Raw genomic sequence first — 18548 nt, forward strand, 5'->3', positions numbered from 1 at the left:
AGCATCTGCGCGATGCTCAACAGAATCAGCGTCATCCGAGGTTTTTGAAATGAATGTTTTGATCATTGGCAGTGGCGGCCGTGAACACGCCCTGGCCTGGAAAGTGGCCCAGGATTCGCGTGTGCAGAAGGTCTTCGTGGCACCGGGCAATGCCGGCACCGCCATCGAAGCCAAGTGCGAAAACGTCGCCATCGACGTGCTGGCCCTGGAACAGCTGGCCGATTTTGCCGAGAAGAACGTCTCCCTGACCATCGTCGGCCCGGAAGTGCCGTTGGTGGCCGGTGTCGTCGACCTGTTCCGCGCCCGTGGCCTGGATTGCTTCGGTCCGACCGCCGGTGCCGCCCAGCTGGAGGGCTCCAAGGCGTTCACCAAGGATTTCCTGGCACGTCACAAGATCCCGACCGCCGACTACCAGAACTTCACCGAAATCGAACCGGCCCTGGCCTACCTGCAGGAAAAGGGTGCTCCGATCGTGATCAAGGCCGATGGCCTGGCGGCCGGTAAAGGCGTGATCGTGGCCATGACCCTGGCCGAGGCCGAAGCCGCCGTGCGCGACATGCTGGCCGGCAATGCCTTCGGCGATGCCGGCTCCCGCGTGGTGATCGAAGAGTTCCTCGACGGCGAAGAAGCCAGTTTCATCGTCATGGTGGACGGCAAGAACGTCCTGCCGATGGCCACCAGCCAGGATCACAAGCGCGTCGGCGACGGCGACAGCGGTCCGAACACCGGTGGCATGGGCGCATACTCCCCAGCCCCGGTGGTCACCGCCCAGGTGCACCAGCGCGTGATGGACCAGGTGATCTGGCCGACCGTGCGCGGCATGGCCGAGGAAGGCAACGTCTATACTGGTTTCCTTTATGCCGGCTTGATGATCGACAAGGCCGGTAACCCAAAAGTCATCGAATTCAACTGCCGCTTCGGCGATCCTGAGACCCAACCGGTGATGTTGCGCCTGCAGTCGAGCCTCGTGCTGCTGGTCGAAGCCGCCCTGGCCCAGGCGCTGGACAAGGTCGAAGCCCAGTGGGACCCGCGCCCGAGCGTCGGCGTCGTACTGGCTGCCGGAGGTTATCCGGGCGACTACGCCAAGGGCAGCGTGATCCATGGCCTGGACGCAGCGGCCCAGCAGGAAGGCAAGGTCTTCCACGCCGGTACTGCGCTCAAGGATGGCCAGATCGTCACCGCCGGCGGTCGCGTACTGTGCGCCACTGCCATGGGCGCCAGCGTCGACGCCGCCCAGCAGCAAGCCTACAGGCTGGCCGCCGCCATCGACTGGGAAGGCTGTTTCTACCGCAAGGATATCGGCTATCGTGCCATTGCCCGCGAGCGTGGTGAAAATCTGCAATAACCCGGCCTTTCAGCCAGGCAGGGGCGTGTGGCCCTTGCCTGTCTGCCGGGACGCCGCGCATAGTTATAATCTGGCATCAACCTTTGAAGGGAACTCGCCGTGCGCTGGCTCAGGATTGCCATAGGCTTTACCGTTACCCTGCTGACGCTGCTCTGCATGCTCCCGGCCCAGGCCGCGCCAGGCAGTGGTTGGGCGGTATTGCTCGACGAACAGGGCGACCTGAAGCTGAGCGACATCCGCTCCGCCCGCTACACCAATCAATTCAGCCCCATCGACCTGGACCGCCTCAAGGCGGCCGAACCGGGGGGCGCGCTGTGGTTGCGCTTTCGCCTGGCGCCCGACAAACATGAACAGATCCTGCGTATCTTCGCGCCCGACCTGTCGCGCCTGAACCTCTACGTACTGGACGGCGACGCACTGATCGACCAGCAGATCGGCGGTAATGCCCAGCCTCGCACCGAGCCTTCGGTGCCCAGCAGCGACGTCATGCTGGCCCTGCCCCGCAGCGACAAGCCCCTGGATGTCTACCTCAGGCTGGCATCGCGGCACGAACTGCGTCCCTATATCACACTGCAACCGGCAATCATGGCCGCCGCCGACCAGAACCAGACCCTGATCTATGGGCTGCTGTTCGGCTGCATCGCCATGCTGATCCTGCACAACCTCACCCGCTACGCCTACACCCGCTCACGCAGTTGCCTGTGGCTGGCGGCCTGTGAAGGGCTGCTGATGCTAAGCCTGGTGCTGTTGCTGAACCTTGCGGGAGGCTGGCTACCGGACTGGCCAGCGGTGCAGACGCCTGGCGCCTACCTGGCCCTGCTGCTGACCGCGCCCTGCGGGCTGATGTTCGCCTACCGCTTTTTCGCGCCCCTGGGGCCGCACCCGCTGAATCGGCTGCTGCTGGGGGACATCGTCTTCATCATGCTGTGCTGCCTGTTGCTGCTGTTCGTCAACACGCTGCCGCTCAACATCATGACCTATGCGCTGGTGGCCCTGGCCGGCCTGAGCATGCTGTTCGTCAGCGCCTGGCACTGGCAGAAGGGCTACCGCCCGGCCCGGCTGTTCGTCGCGGCCATGGTGGTCTTCAACCTCGGCACGCTGATCATCCTGCCCGCGCTGCAAGGCCTCACCGAAGTGGCACCCCAGGGCCTGATCGTCACGTTGCTGGTGTTCATCTGCATCAGCGGTCTGCTGATGAGCGTCGCCCTGGGCGAGCGCCAGCGCTCGATCAACGAAAGTCGTTTCAGCATCAGCCGCGACCTGGCTGCCAGCAACGCCGAGATCAATGCCAAGGCGGAATTCCTGGCCAAGATCAGCCACGAGATCCGCACCCCGATGAACGGCGTGCTGGGCATGACCGAACTGTTGCTGGGCACGCCACTGTCGGTCAAGCAACGCGACTACGTGCAGACCATCCACAGCGCCGGTAACGAGCTGCTCACCCTGATCAACGAGATTCTCGACATCTCCCGGCTTGAATCCGGCCAGATCGAGCTGGACGACGTACAGTTCGATCTCAACGCGCTGATCGAGGATTGCCTGAGCATCTTCCGCGCCAAGGCCGAACAGCAGAATGTCGAACTGATCAGTTTCATCCAGCCCCAGGTACCCCGGGTAATCAGCGGCGACCCGACGAGGCTGCGCCAGGCGTTGCTGAGCCTGCTGGAAAATGCCCTGAAGAAGACCGACGAAGGCGAAGTACTGATCGTCGTGGCCCTCGACGAGCGCAGCAAGCAGCCGCGCCTGCGCATCGCGGTGCAGGACAGCGGATCGCCCATGGATGCCGAGGAGCGCGACACGCTGATGCACGCCGAATTGCACAGCAAGAACTTCCTCTCGGCCACGCGCCTGGGTGGAAACCTGGGCCTGGTCATCGCCCGCCAGCTGATCATGCTGATGCACGGCGAGTTCGGCATCAAGAGCGGCAACCAGGGCAGCACCCTGTGGCTGACCCTGCCATTGGACCCGGACCGCCTCGAACACCCGACCTCCGACCTCGACAGCCCACTGCAAGGCGCACGGGTGCTGGTGGTCGACGACAACGAAACCTGCCGCAAGGTACTGGTGCAGCAATGCAGCGCCTGGGGCCTGAACGTCAGCGCGGTGCCATCGGGCAAGGAGGCCCTGGCGCTGCTGCGCACCAAGGCGCACCTGCGCGATTATTTCGACGTGGTCCTGCTGGACCAGAACATGCCAGGCATGACCGGCATGCAACTGGCGGCCAAGATCAAGGAAGATCCGAGCCTGAACCACGATATCCTGCTGATCATGCTCACCGGCATCAGCAACGCGCCGAGCAAGATCGTGGCACGCAACAGCGGGGTCAAGCGCATCCTCGCCAAACCGGTGGCCGGTTATACCCTCAAGACCACCCTGGCCGACGAGCTGAACCAGCGCAACAGGGGCCACGCCCCCAGTTCCCCGGCAAGCGCGGGGCCTACCGCCCCGGTGAAGGTACCCAGCGACTTCCGCATCCTGGTGGCCGAGGACAACAGCATTTCCACCAAGGTCATCCGCGGCATGCTCGGCAAGCTCAACCTGCAACCCGACACCGCCAGCAACGGCGAAGAAGCCCTCAAGGCGATGAAGGAGCAACGCTACGACCTGGTCCTGATGGATTGCGAGATGCCGATCCTCGACGGTTTCTCCGCCACCCAGCAATTGCGTGCATGGGAGATGGGCAACCAGCGGACCCGCACGCCGGTGGTCGCCCTGACGGCGCACATCCTGGCCGAACACAAGGAACGGGCCCGCCAGGCAGGGATGGACGGTCATATGGCCAAGCCGGTGGAACTGTCGCAACTGCGTGAGCTGATCGAACACTGGGTGGCCCAGCGCGAACAGCAGAACCGCACGGCGCAAACGTCCTGAGCCGACAGACGTCCCATCGCCTGATAGACTCCCGTCGTCCTTCTCTGCCTTGAGCCTCGACCATGCTCCATGTGCTGTTCAGCGTTTACCTGAAGATGCTGGTGCTCTACAGCCCCTTCTTCGTGTTGTCCTGTTTCATCAGCCTGACGCGTGGCTATTCGCGCAAGGAACAACGGCGCCTGGCCTGGAAGGTCGCGATCGCAACGCTGGTCTCCAGCGTCTTGCTGTATTTGTTCGGGCGGGTGATTTTCACTGTGTTCGGCATTACCGTGGATGCGTTCCGTATCGGCGCTGGCAGCGTGCTGTTCATCTCGGCGCTGGGGATGGCCCAGGGCAAGTCGGCCGTACAGACCGACAACGTTCAGCAGGACGTGACCATCGTCCCGCTGACCATTCCCCTGACTGTCGGCCCTGGCACCATCGGCGCCTTGCTGGTGATGGGCGTGAGCCAGCCGCACTGGGACGACAAACTCACCGCCATCGTCAGCATCGCCCTGGCCAGCTTCACTGTCGGCGTCGTGCTCTACCTGTCCAGCCGCATCGAGCGGATCCTGGGTGACCAGGGCTTGCAGATCGTCAGTCGCTTGATGGGGCTGTTTGTCTGCGCGCTGGCGGCGCAGATCATCTTCACAGGGGTGAAAGGCTATCTGGGGCCATAGCCCGACGCCCCTTCACCCCAGCCTGCGACGGTTGAATCGCTGGCGCAGGACTTCCCTGCGGTGCTCGCCCAGGTACTCTTCGATGTCCTGCCGGAACTCTTCGTAGCGCGCCGGATTGAAGGTCACCAACGATTTGCCGCGAAAGATTTCCCGCGCCGAGGACTGCCAGTTCACGAACAGTACGCCGCCGTTACTCGAAGTACCGACCTGCCTGATCGAGGCAGACGAAGCGATCAGGGTACCGTTGGCCAACTGCTCGCAAGGGATGACCGACAGGCGCGCCCCTTCGGGCGTCTTGACCTGGCTGTTGAACAGGTTGAGGGTGTTGTTGTCCTGCTTCAGGCCGTCGATCGTGGTGTTCACCACGGCACCGAGCACCGAAGCCGCCGGCACGCTGGCCTTCACCCCGTCGATGATCCCCTTGACGATATCGCTGATGACATTGTCCATGTCCACCCGCTGGGAGCTTTCGGAGTAGCGGGTGTAGCCATCATCGGCCACGAAACACCCCAGGTCCCGCAGACAGTGAATAAAGGCGTCGTACCAGGCCAGGGTGTTCTTGCCGCGAGGCACTTCGTAGTTGGCCTCCATGATCGCCATGGTCATCAGGTTTTCCATGATCGCCATGTTGGTGAGCGACATGTTCGTGCCGTAGCCCAGCAACGCATCCCCCAGCATCAGTGCATCCAGGGCCTTGGTAGGGCTGTCATGCATTTCTGCGGAACGACGCACGCGTCGATGGGCAGAAGCCAGCGCCTTGCGCCTGTCGATACGGGCGCCGATCAGTTCAATACTTTGTTCAACGCTGATTTTACTTTCAAACTGTTCCATATAACTTTCCTTGGTTATTCAATGACCGCTCCTGCGGACCAGCGTCAATCTAATTTATTATTCAAACGCACTACAACTCCGCCCCATTACAGCGTATGTAGTTACAACCGCTCATTACAATAAAATATTCAGCCTCAAAATAAGCGGCGTTAGCCATACACACTTTTCTCCTTGCACTGTATTTATAAAAAAACATTCCCAAGGAGAATCTTCCATGAACGACGAATCATTGACCGGACTGGTCACAGGCCCCAATCTGCTGTCTTATATCGAAACGCTGTCCCTGCAGGACCACAACGATATTGCCGATTGCAACAACATCGCCACCCAATCGGCGGACCTCGGCCATGACCGCTACACCGACGCCAAGGGCTGGTTCGAAGAATATGCCCGCACCCTGAACTTCCTCGGCTGGGCGCTACATGGCGACTCCATCTTCACCCGCACGCAACATCTCGTATCGGGCTCCGTGGCCGACTTCCTGGTCCAAAGCGCCTGGTCCATGAGGGATTCGCGGCAGGCGAACGCCATGATCGACACCCTCGACGCGTTGAAGATCGAGCGCCTGGCCATGCTTTCATTCGACAATGAAACCCGGGAGGGGGAATCGTTCCAGATCATTCCGGCTCGCTACGACACCCAAAACAATCTGAACATCGCCGTGTATAAACTCCAATTGAACGTGAACATCAAGAAGCGTGGTTTTCTGTTCTGGAACTGGGAACAGCGCTCGGCCACAATCACCCAGCAACGCATCTTTTTAAGATTGGACAGGAGCGAACTGGAGCGCAAGCGCGGACTGATCAGGAACAAACTGAACGAGCAATCCATGCGGCGATTCAATTTAAGGAGAATCGCCTCATGAATGGCAGAATGATCTAATTCAGCACTTTAGGCCGTCTCAACCCACCAGGTTGCTCTCTAATACTTGCGGGACGCTCAGCAACTCTTTCAGCGTTATGCTGTCCTGAGACTTCTGCCGAGCGTCCATTCGCTTGACCAGCGTCGAAACAGCATAACGCCGATGTTCTTCAAAGCTGAGCAGCACTTCTCCACGCAGATTGATATCCGCGGCATAGGCTTCTCGGAATATCACACTGTGCCCATTGTCCGGGTCGATGATTACCAGGTGTTCATCGACAAGACTCAGCAGCAGCTTTTCCGGTTCGTCCAATTCCCAGATCAGCTTGCCCGGCTCTGTCGCTGCGTTGTCCAGGGTATGCCGGCAGTTGAGAATGACCGACTCGAGCCTCAACCAGGCCGCTTTCGACAATCGGTAGCTCTGCGTGCCTTGCCCCATGCGCAGGACCAGGGTCGTGATGCCGTCGGGCATGAGCGGCAGGAAATCGTCGATCTTGGTCTGCCCTTCCATGACCATGACCTCGCCAACGCGCTGCACATAACTGAGGGGCCCCGCATGCCCGATGTCCGGATAGGTCAGCAGTTTTCCATGGCGGCCTTCGTGAATCAGCAGGTTGGTTTGCTTCTTCGTCCCAAGCACTTCGAAGGACTCGGGAATCGCGGTCCGTGGAACCCGTATCAGGCGTTTGCTCTGGGTGACGAACCATTTCAGGTTATCGGGATCCTCCACCGACAACAGCGGGCCATGGAAAGGATACTCCAGCAATCGCTTGAGTCCTTCATGCTCGCGCCCCCCCTGAGCGATGCTCCACTCCAGCGTGACACCGGTGATGAACGCCGGCTCCGGCTCTCGCAACGAGACCACCACGCCTTCGAATGTCACGCCACGCAAGCCAGCCCCTTCGACCGTCAGTTCGGCGAACTGCCAGGGCGCCCATACGCGTTGCGGGACGGGCAGGGCGTCAGCCTGCAACAATTGCGAGCCTTCGCCAAAGGCCGGCTCCAGGCGTTGCGGATCGATGAACGCCTGGCGATAGACTTCACCATTTGAAACATTGAACAGCCAGGCCGCCTCGCCGTCCGGAGTCGTCCTGAGCAGTCGCAACTCCTTGCCATGCCCCGGGTCGATCAACAGCAATCTGTTGTCGATGTACCAGGCCCCCAGCTTCGCATCCCCCTTGAAGTTGGCCAGGCCGATCAAGGCGAGGGGCCTGCCCGGATAGCGCCGGGCCAACGGGTCCAGTGCCGACCACCAGTACGCGCGGTCCTTGAACCAATGTTCGGTCACACCGCCCAGTTCCTGGCGTCCCTGGTCCGTCAGGTTGTAGAACAGGCCATCGGACATCAGTGCCAGATAGCCGTCCTCGACGGCGATGATATTGTCCAGTTTCTCGGAGCGTAGCCATCGGTTGGACCACTGCCCTTTTCCCTCCACCAGGGTGCGCTGCCTGCGGCACAGCTCCTGCCTGGTCCTGTCGTAGATGACGAACACATCGCTCCCCTGCGCCGGTGTGAGCAGCGTCAGATCGGTGAGGTTCTTGATCGAGTCCGGCCACCCACGGTAATGATTGCGTCTCGGCGAGGGGCGGATGATCAACTGATCGCTGCGGCGAACCCAGGCCATGTCTCGCAACGTCTCGTCGATCTTCCAGCAGACCGAAACAAAGGGGGCCGGCTGCCAGTTGACGGTGGCATAGGTACGGTCAGCGACGTACGGTGTAAAGGGGTAGCCAGCACCCAGTACCTGCGACCAGTCGGCCAGCGTTTCGCTGGCGCTGAACACCGATTCAAGCGTCGGATCGAGATCCCGGGTCACGGAACTCAGCAGCAGTTGCCCATCGTGGATGACATAGACCAGCACCTCGGTGGTCTGGTCCTCGCGGGTGATTTCCTGCGCCACATGCACCACCCCCTGGGCATCCGCCTCGACACTTTTGATGATCGTCTGCCTGTCTTTCGCAGGCCATAGCCAATAACGGTGGCTCAGCAGCCCGGTGACCGCATCGACTTGCCAGACGATCAGGTTCGCCGGCTCGAAAAAGTAGGCGTAGCCGCCCACCACGGTCCCCAGGATCGCATCCTCGGCACCCGGTACATCGTCGCGGATATACAGGAAACGATCTTCCCGGGCGTCATACCAGGCCGTGAGATAACGGGGCTCGTCCGGCTTTTCGAACGGAACCAGATAGTGGTGCACAGGCGTGTAGGGCATCACCAGGCGATGCTCGCGGGCCAGAGCCTTGAGGTGCGCCTGCAACACCTGCCGATCCATGCCTGGCGGCACGTCCTGCTCGATGAGGGCCAGCTTGAGCTGCGTCATCTCGACCTGGAACACCTGATTCCCGCTGATGCGCAGCAATATGGCGTGGCGGCGCGTCCCCGTGAAGTTCACCTGGACATCGCCAACGAACATCCTGGTGTAGCGCTCGAGGCGGATATCGTCCTCGCTGGCCCAAGGAGCGTCCAGCACCCAACTGGCCTCCTGCAGGCTCAACGACTCCAGGGTGAGGCTCACGCCAGGATTGAGCGTTACCGCACAGCGTTTGCCGGCGCTGCGGATCTGATAGGCGATCTTCCCGCGCCAGTCCGTGGGGATGGCAGGCACCACCAGTGAACGCTCGTGGTCGTCGAGCAGCACATCGATGACCGTTGGCCGGTAATCCGGGACCAGGCGGTACAGGATGTAGTCGCTGGGAAACGAATAGAACGAAAACAGGAACAGCCAGCCGCCATCGGCTTTCCTCTTCTCCAGGCGCCGTGCCGTGTCGAACCCGGCATCATGGCGCAGGCTGGCGAATGGCAGCGCCTTGTACTCATAGCGATAGCAGGCTTGCGGCGTGCCGGGCAGCATGATGGCCTGCCCGGCGGGCGGTGTGAACATGACCCGACCGGGCAGGCGCAATTCGCTGCGGATGTCGATCGAACGGTCATAGTCGAGATCGAACGTCGGCACACCGAAATGATCCCGCAACGGGTACAACCTGGGACTGTCCAGCTGAAGTTGGCCGCGCGCCAGGTCCAGTGTCCGGACAATCAACGAGGCGTTCGGGAGCCACGCGTTGCCATGGGCGTCAAACCGATAGGGCTGCAGATGCGCCTTTGTCATCTCGTCGAAGAACAGCCCGACCTGCTTGGCTTCTTCGGCAATGGTCGCGAACCCCTGGGCCAACGCCGCCACCCCCACCGCCAACCCGCCCAGGATCACCCCCGCCCCGCCTAGAAAAGCCCCTGCGGTGGCGGAGCCCGCAGCGAGTGCTCCGGCCGACAACACCAGGCCGGCCGAGTCGAACGCCAATTGAGTACCGAACTGGGCACGTGCGACTTCGTTGGTCGCGGTGGCCAACTGATAGATGTCGAACCCGACATTCGCCAGTTGCAGCAGGCCGCCGGTCGCTTCGCTCAAGCCAGACCCCACGGCCGCCTTGACCACGGGAGCGACGGTGCGGGCGATCAGTTTCTCTTCTGCCAGCGCCTGGCGGACCAGCCCGACCAGGCCCGCCACATCGGACACGACGCCATGCACCAATTGCGCGTAATTGACATAGGCGTGCAGCCGGACTGCCAGGGACAGCGGTCGATCAGGCCCTTCATGCGCGGTCAGCGCCATCATCAGCGCCTGGATGGCGAAGCCGGCATTGAGGGTGTGGACACTGCCCACCTCGGCAGGATCGCTGGGCAGGGAAGGCTTGTTGGCCAAGGCCAGGAAGCGTTCCGACAGGTAGCTCTTGATCCGCAGGAGCCGGTGGTCATCCGACGTGACCCGCACCAGGTGCTCGGGCTCTTCAGGATCGATCAGGCTCACCCGGTACGTGCCATCCGACATGATCTCCAGGGTCTCGAACAAAGGCACGAGCCGGGGGGCCAACTGATCCTGCTGACGCAGGCCGGTAGTCACTTGCGCGATCTGTTGTCCCCACCAATGACCATCCAGCGCCAGCAGGCAACTGCCGAGTCGGGGATTGCTCATCAGCGACTGCCCACGGGCAGAGGCCAGCCGCTGTTGGACAGGATGTTGCGCCTGTCCTGGCAAGGCACCGGGATGCAGCAGGTCCGAGACCTTGATCGCACCCGGTAACGCAATTTTCGACACGCGCGTACCGTCCAGTTCAAGCAGATCGAAGGTGGGACGCGTCGCGTCGCCGTAGGCGGCGTAATAGCCGGCCATTCCCTGATCGAGGAAAAACCGCTCCAGCGCTTGCCTGAACCGCGTGGCGTGCTCGAACTCGAAGACACCGAAATTCGGATCGTAGAAATGATAGGTACTGCGCTCGCCTTCGACAGTCCTGGCCACCAGCATGGCGTGGTTGTCGGAGCTGAGCATCAACGTGCTGGTGGTGGTCCTGGCCTGCAACGCCTCCACGACCTGCTTCAGGTCCGAGCGCGCCAGCGCGCTGCCGACGTCACCGACCTGCACCTCACGCAATGCTTCCACCCCTTGCAGGAAGGTCACGCAATCGCTTGCCTCGGGCTCGATGGCTCCCAAGTAGAAGCGCTCGCGCAAGGTGTTGACCGCCGCTTTTCCCGTCGACAAGGCCGCCGCCATGGCCAGGGTCAATGGATAGCAACGTCCGCCCACCCTGTCCCCTTCGCCCTGCAGCAGCAGATCCTGGGGCACAGGCTTGGTCACGTCGGCCTCGAAACCATCCAGTACGACTCCGACACGCTCGGTGACCCGGATACGGAACTCGAGCTGCGCCAGTCGCTGGATCCGGGCCACTTGGCGCCCCCACTGGCGCAATGTCAGCGGCCGCTCCAAGGCGTCTTTCTTCAGGCCCAGGGCAGTGTCCGAATGCAGGAGCGAATATTCGACCGGGTCAGCCAGTCCGGCCAGGAATGCCGGCGCCTGCTGTCGGTACAACGCCTGCTCGATCATGGCGTAGCTGCCCACGGTCCCCCGCTCGCCAAGGTTGTTGGCCAGGTTGTCCAGGTGCGGGCGAAGTGCATCGAAGTTGCGGTTGTCCAGGGACTTCGCGCCGATCAAGGTACCCAACAGCAGGCGTTGCAAGGGGCTCAACTGGACCACGTCGAGATCGCCATCGGCGAGCTGGCCCAGCACTTCGGCAACAGAAAGCCGCTGCGTCTGCGGATCGCCCAACGAGGCAGGCGCCAACAGGCTGGAACCTTGGGCGCGAATTGCCTGGCGCGCATCGAAACTCAGCGGTATGGGCTGGTCGAAGGCCACCACGCCGGTATGGCTGCGCCCCATCATCGCCATGAAAGGCTCGCCCAACTGATCGGCCAGATGCTGCAGCAAGTCGGTGGACAGCACGTGACGCCCTTCAACCACCGGCCAGCCTTCATCGAACTGAAGCGTGCGGTATTTGAGCAGTTCCGCCAGCTCACCGGCGTAACGCGCCTGGAAGAGGCCCTGTTGCCAGCGTTTTTTCTCATTGCCCAGCCATTGCACGACGTCGCTTTCGTTTTCTTTCCAGGAATGGTCCAGTTCTTCCTCGGTGGCCCGGTTCACCGTTGCGACAGCAGGTATGGCGAGCTCGCTACTCCATCCTTCGGCACTTCGAGGGGTGAAATTGGCCTTCTGATAATCCAGCATGGCGGCGCGCATGGCTCCGGGCCCGGTCAGGTAGATGGTCACTTCGCTCTGGGGGCGGATGCCGTCGCTGTAGTAAGTGGCGGCGGCCTGAGCCAGGAAAGAAATCGCCATCTCCTCTTCCGGAGGTAGCTCGTGCAAGTTGCCGAAGATCGCTGTCGCGGCCTGGGAAGCAAGCTGTTCCATGGTGCGGATATCGGTGAAGGCAACGTTTTGCTCATCGGCCAGGTGCGCGGTGGCATCGACGAGTTCATAGTTGAGCCTGAAGCGGTCGATGACGGTCTTGAGCATCGCCGCCCCTGGATGAGCCATCAGGAACGCGTTGCTCATCGAATGCTGCTCGGCTACAGCGCGCAGTTCGTAAGGCCGGGCGAGACGCTGCGCCGGTATGCGAAATACCTGCTTGAGCCCGGGCTTGCTGTCGGCGAAACGCTCGAGGGCCTCACGACTTTGCAATGGGACCTGGTCCTGATAGTCCTTGTATCGGCTGCGTAATGCCTGGCGACCCGGCATCCACTCAGGGTTGCGATCGAGCAACAGTTGCAGCACACCCAGGCGGGCGTCCGTCTGGAAGGCGCTGATATCCACAGCGCCCAGTTTATCCAGCAAAGGCGGTAGGTTATCGACGTCAGCGTAGAACCCGCCTTCGCCGAAAAGCGCTTCGACACGCACGACATCCGAGCCGGAAGCCAGGTTGCAACGCAGGTTGATCTCCCGCTCGTAGATATCCTGCAACTGCAAGGGGGCCTCGCCCCGGGCAAGATCGCGCAATGTCAGGCTCCCTTCGGCCACTGCCGAAAGGCTGAGCAGGTTGGCCGCCTTCAAGGCCGTCAGCCGAGCCTTGTCCTGGCCATAGGCTCGGACCAGCAGATCGATCCTCGCGTCATCGGCGCTACCGCCGCTTTCCACCACATCCTTGATATGCGCAAACATCTGCTGCTTCAGGACAATCACCCGCTCTTCGTAGCGGTCGCCCAATTCAAATGCATCGGTAATGTCCAATGCACCATTGAGCATGGCATCGGCCTTGGCGGCTTCGACAATGATCCGATTGGTTTCATAAGCCAACAACGCATCGCTGTCATACCAGAGATTAAGTTGATAACCATCGTCGACCATCACCTTTTGCCAGATATTTATATAGTCGCGCTGAATAGCGCCAATGCCGCCTCCCAGCCAGACGAAATGCAACTTTTTCGGAACTTCGAGCGCCGCTGCCCTCAACTTTTCGACGCTGTTTTGCAGACGCGCCTCAAAACTTTCGACGGCAGTGCAGATGTGCGCCAGGTCCATCGACTCGGCAGCGCCGGACGGCGCCGGTTCCGCCGTGCGCCGATGACGTCCGACGCCCTGGAATGCCTTCAACGCCTGCTTGAGCAACCCGAGCGGCTCCAACATCGATGGCGAATCCAGCGAGGCGATACAGCCAAAGTAATAACGCAGCACCGCCTCGTATCGATCAGTGCCTTTATGCGGCATCAATGCCTGTTCAAGATCCTTGAGTTTCAATAAACCCATGAAATCGACGTAACCCTGCGTCGATTTTATTCCGCTCTCACTCATCACCAATAATTCCATTTATTGCATACGAACATGCCGAAGCCGGTTTTCGGCAACAGCAAACTGCACGTGCATCCAGGCACGTGGACATAAACTTTCAGAACGCAGTACGCCCGATAAGGTGGCGCAAAACTAACTCACCACTCTTCGTCGTTCAAACCGAATGAATTACCAAATAAAAACCGAACAGCATGTAACCAGCCAAACTTATCGACAACTTGCTGTTTTACCGACCGCATGCAACCAAGCAGACCTCGGGGTGATGGCAGCCCGAGCGGGCTGCCGAGTTGCATCAAAGAGGCTTTTCGCCGTACCAGCGTGGGGTATATACCCAGTCGCCACCTTCGGCGCGAGGAAAGACACAGGTGGTGGAAGAGCCCACCAGCACCATGGTGCGCATATCCACCTGGTCCGGCGTCAATTGGCCCAGTGTGGTGACCCGCAGCGTCTGGCCCGGGCGCGCGATGTCGCGCCCCAGGACCACCGGCGTCTCAGGGCTGCGATGGTGCGCGACGATTTCCAACGCTCGTCCCAGTTGCCAGGGCCGCGACCGGGAAATCGGGTTATAGAACGCCAGGGCCAGGTCTGCCTGTGCGGCCAGGTCCAGGCGCTTCTCGATGACCGACCAGGGTTTGAGGTTGTCCGACAGCGACATCACGCAGAAATCGTGCCCCAGGGGCGCACCGGCCTGGGCGGCCGTAGCCAGGGAGGCCGAGACGCCCGGCAGGATCTGCAGATCGACGTTGTGCCAGTGGACATCCGGCGACTCATGGAGCGCTTCCAGCACCGCTGCCGCCATGGCGAACACGCCTGGATCGCCGGACGATACCACCACCACGCGTCGGCCCTGGGCGGCCAGCTCGAAGGCATGCCGGGCACGCTGCATTTCTTCACGGTTGTCGGTGCAATGCTGCACCTGATCGGCCCGGAACGGCCCCGCCATCCGCACATAGGTTTCATAGCCCAGCACATCGGTGGCCAGGTCGAGTTCGGCGCGTACCGCCGGCACCATCAACTGCGCCGCTCCAGGCCCCAGGCCGATCACCGCCAGACGCCCCCGGGGACGGCCGATCCGTTGCGGGTCGACGGGGTGCTTGGCCACAGCGATGGCCAGGTCAGCGGTGACCCGTAGCGATGCCGGTTGGCCGAGGGACTCGCTCATCCACCGGGCAATATCGTTACCGGCCGGGGCGAAGCGCAGCGGCACCTCCAGTGCCGAGGCCGCCTGATGCAACCCGGGACGCGCCATGTCGGTGTCAGGGGCCAGCAGGCACGCCAGCGATTGCACCGCCAGGCCCTCCTGGCGCAAGGCATCTGCGACGACAGTGGCAACCTCCGACCTGCCTGTCCTTATCGCCACCACCACCTGGCGCGGGTAGATGCGCAACTCGTCAGGCGACGGCGGGGCCGCACTGCAATCGATACGGATCGCCAGGCGCGCCTGAGCGTCCTGGGGCAACTGCGCCTGGTCCAGCCAGGATGCGGCGCCTTCGATGCGCACCGTCTCGCCGGCCAGCAGGTCGGAGACAAAGCGCTTGCCCTGTTCAAGGTCGCCAAGGCGATAGCCGCCCGGCGGATTCAACAGGCAAGTGCCGAAACGCAATTCGCCGCTGGTGGTGATCGCCGCAGCGACCTGCAGGGTATCGGCAATCTCCCGGGCCAGGACATTGACGCCGCCCAGGCCGCCCAGCAGCGGCACCACGGCACTGCCGTCTTCCGCCACTGCCAGCACCGGCGGCTCCGCGCCTTTTTCCAGCAACAGCGGCGCCAGGGTACGGATGACGATGCCGGCCGCGCACAGGGCGATGATCGGCGTGTCTTGTTGATAAAGCTCGCGCAGCGTCGCGCCAAACTCGGTGTAGGAGCGATCCACACCCTCGACCCGCCCGGCCAGACCGTGAATCAACGCGTCGGGATAGCGCTGCTGGATCCGCCGGGCCGTTGCGAGGCTGCCCGGGCCGAGGATGACGATTGCCGCAGTCCTGGACGTCATCCTTGCCACCGCTCGCCCGGCACGATGATCAGCGAGAAGTACGGCGAGGACATCGGCTCGACTTCATCCAGCGGCACGATCTTCTGATTGGCCATGGTAGCCCGCTCGACGTAGAGCGCCCGCCCGTCCAGGCCCAGCTCACCGAGCACCTGGCGGACCTTGGGGAAGTTGCGCCCCAGCTTCATGATCACCGCCGCATCGGCATCGGCCAGGCGGCGCTTGAGTTCCTCATGGGGCAGCACACCGGACAGCACCGACAGGCTCTGGTTGCGATACACCAGCGGCGCTCCCAGTACCGAGGCCCCGCCCAGCATCGAACAGACGCCGGGAATGACTTCGGCCACATAGCGCTCGGCCAGGCGATCGTGCAGGTACATGTAGGAGCCATAGAAGAACGGATCGCCTTCGCAGATCACCGCCACGTCGCGACCGGCATCCAGATGCACCGCCAATTGCTGGGCGGCGGTATCGTAGAAATCGGCGATCACCTGTTCATAGGACAACGGCGCCGGCAGCGCCTCGGTAGTGACCGGGTAGACCAGTGGCAGCAACGTCTGCTCGGCTTGCAGATGGCTTTCGATGATGCCGAAGGCATTGCCTTTCTTGCCCTTGGCAACGAAGTACGCCACCACCGGCGACTCCCGCAGCAGGCGCAGCGCCTTGAGCGTGATCAGTTCAGGATCACCGGGGCCCACGCCGAGGCCGATCAGACGTCCAGGCTGCTGCATCATTCAATCTCCGTGGCGAGGGCGTTGACAGCGGCGGCGGCCATGGCGCTGCCGCCAAGCCGGCCTTGCATGATCACGAACGGCACGCCACGACTGTCGGCCGCCAGCATCGCCTTGGACTCGGCGGCACCGACGAAGCCCACCGGGAATCCCAGGATCAACGCTGGTTTCGGCGCGCCGGCATCGAGCATCTCCAACAGGTAGAACAGCGCGGTCGGCGCGTTGCCGATCACCACGACACTGCCTTCCAGGTGCGGGCGCCACAGCTCCAGGGCCGCTGCCGAACGGGTATTGCCCAGCTCATGGGCCAGTTGCGGCACGCGCTCGTCACGCAATGTGCAGATCACCGGATTGTTGGCAGGCAGCCGGGCCCGGGTCACCCCCTCGGACACCATGCGCGCATCGCAAAGGATCGGCGCACCGGCGGCCAGCGCCTGGCGCCCGGCGGTACCCGCGCCCTCGGAAAACTGCAGGCCATCCACGGCCTCGACCATGCCGCAGGCGTGTATGACCCGCACGGCGAGTTTTTCCAGGTCGGCCGGGATACGCGCCAGGTTCGCCTCGGCGCGAATGATCGCGAAGGAGTTGCGATAGATCTCCTGACCGTCGCGGATGTAATCAAGCATCAAGGGGACTCCGGGGGTGAGCGTCGAGCCAGTGGCCGACCGACTCGATTGTCAGGTTGTGCGCCTGCAACGCGCCGAAACCCGGCAGCGCGGCATCGCGAAGATAGAGGTCGTAACGACCGGGGGCGACCGCCAGCAGGGTGACGGGCGCGATATGGGCCGCCGCGCAGGAACGCGGGCAGCCGGACAAATGGACTTTCAAGGCGCGGCCCTGGCCATGCAGCCGTTCAGCCAATTGCCAGGCATCGGCCTTGGTGTCGGCCAGGGCCTTGCCGCAACCACTGGAGCCGGTGCAGGCGATAAGGTGCGCCAGGGGGCGGGCGAGCGAGCCCACCAGGCCCAGCTCTTCGAGCCGCGCCAGCACTTCGTCCGCGTCCTGGCGGTCGATGTTGGGCAACAACAGGCTTTGCCAGGGGGTCAGGCGCAGGCTGCCATCGCCCTTGTCCCGAGCCAGTTGCGCCGCGCCGCGCAGCATGGCGGCGTCGAGCCGCCCCAAGGGGGGCGCGGCGCCGACGTAGAATCGCTCGTCGTGCTGAGAATGGATGCCGATGTGCAATCCATCCTCGGACGGGAGACGTCGCCAGTCACCGCATGGTTGCAGGGGGACGCGTTGAGCCAATCGAGCGATGAACGCATCCACCGTGATTTGCGCCAGCAGGTGGCGCATGCGCGTCTGGTCCGGGCGGGCCAGGTCGAGAAACAGTTCCAGCACCGCCACCACCAGGGCGTGCCCCTGTCCCAGCGGCACCCTCCCGGCCGGCTTATCCAGTGGCGAGCCGGCCAACCCGAAAGCCAGCCAAGGCTCACCGTCCTGGACCAGGGCTGACAGCCACAGGTCGTGAGGGTGTTCGAGCATCGCCATGGCCTCTGCGCCGTCCAGTTGCACGGCGAACTTGGCCGACAGCTCATGAAAACGTTCATGGGTCTGCAGGGTGAGCAGGATCCGCGCGGCCAGCGGCCGGGTGTCGATCAGCATCTGCCGGTCGATCCCGGCCGACGGGCTGAGCATCAGGTTACGGACATCGTCACCGGCCGGTTTATGAGGGCCGAGGCCGACGGCCAGCAGTTGGGCGATCAGGGCCTCCTGCTCGAGGCCGATCCCGCGGATCTGCAGGTTGGCACGATTGGTCGCCTCGATGACGCCACCGGCAAACCGCTCGGCCGCCGACGCCACGGCTTCAGCCTGGACTGCCAGGATGGACCCGCCGTCGAGCTTGATCCGACAGATCCCGCCGTCCAGCGCCTGGACGACACGCAGCAACCCCGGACAACCCGAGGGGCGGATGACGCAGGAGGATGGACGTTCGTTCAAGGGAAACCGGTCAATGAGGCACGCCACGGCGGCGAAGGACGGCCATTATGCCTGCTTTGCCGGGGGTCATGAAAAGCTTGCCGGTCGGATTGCGCAACCCCCTTGCCAATCGCGTCCCTCACGGCCTGGCCGACGACCTCGCCAGCGAGTTTCTGCCGAAGGCAGACAAGCCCCCGGAGCGTGGGATCCCGTCGCCTGCCTCGTAGTACTTTTT

At 62.6% G+C, this 18548-nt stretch carries 10 protein-coding genes; 4 read left to right on the plus strand and 6 right to left on the minus strand.

Annotated elements, in window-relative coordinates:
• The first annotated feature begins 49 nt into the window (after window positions 1–49).
• From purD to BW992_RS03955, 3 genes are all read left to right on the plus strand, one after another.
• Window positions 50–1345 (plus strand): phosphoribosylamine--glycine ligase, encoded by a 1296-nt coding sequence (gene purD / locus BW992_RS03945; RefSeq protein WP_072397832.1) that lies wholly within the window; start codon window positions 50–52, stop codon window positions 1343–1345.
• Between the two features lie 99 nt (window positions 1346–1444).
• Window positions 1445–4216, plus strand: coding sequence for a hybrid sensor histidine kinase/response regulator (locus tag BW992_RS03950; protein ID WP_072397833.1), 2772 nt, complete (start codon window positions 1445–1447; stop codon window positions 4214–4216).
• Window positions 4217–4278: 62 nt separating this feature from the next.
• Window positions 4279–4875, plus strand: coding sequence for a MarC family protein (locus BW992_RS03955; protein ID WP_072397834.1), 597 nt, complete (start codon window positions 4279–4281; stop codon window positions 4873–4875).
• A 12-nt stretch (window positions 4876–4887) separates the two neighbouring features.
• Here the strand turns inward: BW992_RS03955 and BW992_RS03960 are convergent, their stop codons facing one another.
• Entirely contained in the window at window positions 4888–5706 is an 819-nt protein-coding gene (locus tag BW992_RS03960) for a hypothetical protein (RefSeq protein ID WP_072397835.1), read from the minus strand.
• A 214-nt stretch (window positions 5707–5920) separates the two neighbouring features.
• Between BW992_RS03960 and BW992_RS03965 the strand changes: the two genes are divergently transcribed.
• Entirely contained in the window at window positions 5921–6571 is a 651-nt protein-coding gene (locus tag BW992_RS03965; RefSeq protein WP_072431723.1) for a hypothetical protein, read from the plus strand.
• A 36-nt stretch (window positions 6572–6607) separates the two neighbouring features.
• On the opposite strand, the gene BW992_RS03970 is transcribed toward BW992_RS03965, so the two are convergent.
• The 5 genes from BW992_RS03970 to cobG all read right to left on the minus strand — a co-directional run bounded on the left by BW992_RS03970 (window position 6608) and on the right by cobG (window position 18334).
• Window positions 6608–13678, minus strand: a complete 7071-nt coding sequence (locus BW992_RS03970; protein WP_076405642.1) for a TcdA/TcdB pore-forming domain-containing protein — start codon at window positions 13676–13678, stop codon at window positions 6608–6610.
• A 289-nt stretch (window positions 13679–13967) separates the two neighbouring features.
• On the minus strand, window positions 13968–15668 hold the full coding sequence (cobJ, locus tag BW992_RS03975; RefSeq protein ID WP_076405644.1) for a precorrin-3B C(17)-methyltransferase: 1701 nt from the start codon (window positions 15666–15668) through the stop codon (window positions 13968–13970).
• The gene (locus BW992_RS03980; RefSeq protein WP_072397839.1) at window positions 15665–16396 is read right to left on the minus strand and encodes a precorrin-2 C(20)-methyltransferase; all 732 of its coding nucleotides are present in this window, start codon (window positions 16394–16396) and stop codon (window positions 15665–15667) included. Before BW992_RS03980 ends, cobJ begins: the two co-directional genes overlap by 4 nt.
• The gene (locus tag BW992_RS03985) at window positions 16396–17022 is read right to left on the minus strand and encodes a precorrin-8X methylmutase (RefSeq protein WP_072397840.1); all 627 of its coding nucleotides are present in this window, start codon (window positions 17020–17022) and stop codon (window positions 16396–16398) included. Before BW992_RS03985 ends, BW992_RS03980 begins: the two co-directional genes overlap by 1 nt.
• Window positions 17015–18334 carry a precorrin-3B synthase gene (gene cobG / locus BW992_RS03990; RefSeq protein WP_076405646.1) on the minus strand — a complete coding sequence of 440 codons (1320 nt, stop codon included), beginning with the start codon at window positions 18332–18334 and terminating at the stop codon, window positions 17015–17017. Before cobG ends, BW992_RS03985 begins: the two co-directional genes overlap by 8 nt.
• Window positions 18335–18548: the final 214 nt, after the last annotated feature.

This window comes from Pseudomonas sp. 7SR1 (assembly GCF_900156465.1).
Taxonomy (GTDB): Bacteria; Pseudomonadota; Gammaproteobacteria; order Pseudomonadales; family Pseudomonadaceae; genus Aquipseudomonas.

Bases quoted from the DNA above. Each gene is read 5' to 3' on its own strand.
- purD (WP_072397832.1), top strand. From the start codon at position 50: ATGAATGTTTTGATCATTGGCAGTGGCGGCCGTGAACACGCCCTGGCC.
- BW992_RS03955 (WP_072397834.1), top strand. From the start codon at position 4,279: ATGCTCCATGTGCTGTTCAGCGTTTACCTGAAGATGCTGGTGCTCTAC.
- BW992_RS03960 (WP_072397835.1), bottom strand. From the start codon at position 5,706: ATGGAACAGTTTGAAAGTAAAATCAGCGTTGAACAAAGTATTGAACTG.
- BW992_RS03965 (WP_072431723.1), top strand. From the start codon at position 5,921: ATGAACGACGAATCATTGACCGGACTGGTCACAGGCCCCAATCTGCTG.
- BW992_RS03970 (WP_076405642.1), bottom strand. From the start codon at position 13,678: ATGAGTGAGAGCGGAATAAAATCGACGCAGGGTTACGTCGATTTCATG.
- cobJ (WP_076405644.1), bottom strand. From the start codon at position 15,668: ATGACGTCCAGGACTGCGGCAATCGTCATCCTCGGCCCGGGCAGCCTC.
- BW992_RS03980 (WP_072397839.1), bottom strand. From the start codon at position 16,396: ATGCAGCAGCCTGGACGTCTGATCGGCCTCGGCGTGGGCCCCGGTGAT.
- BW992_RS03985 (WP_072397840.1), bottom strand. From the start codon at position 17,022: ATGCTTGATTACATCCGCGACGGTCAGGAGATCTATCGCAACTCCTTC.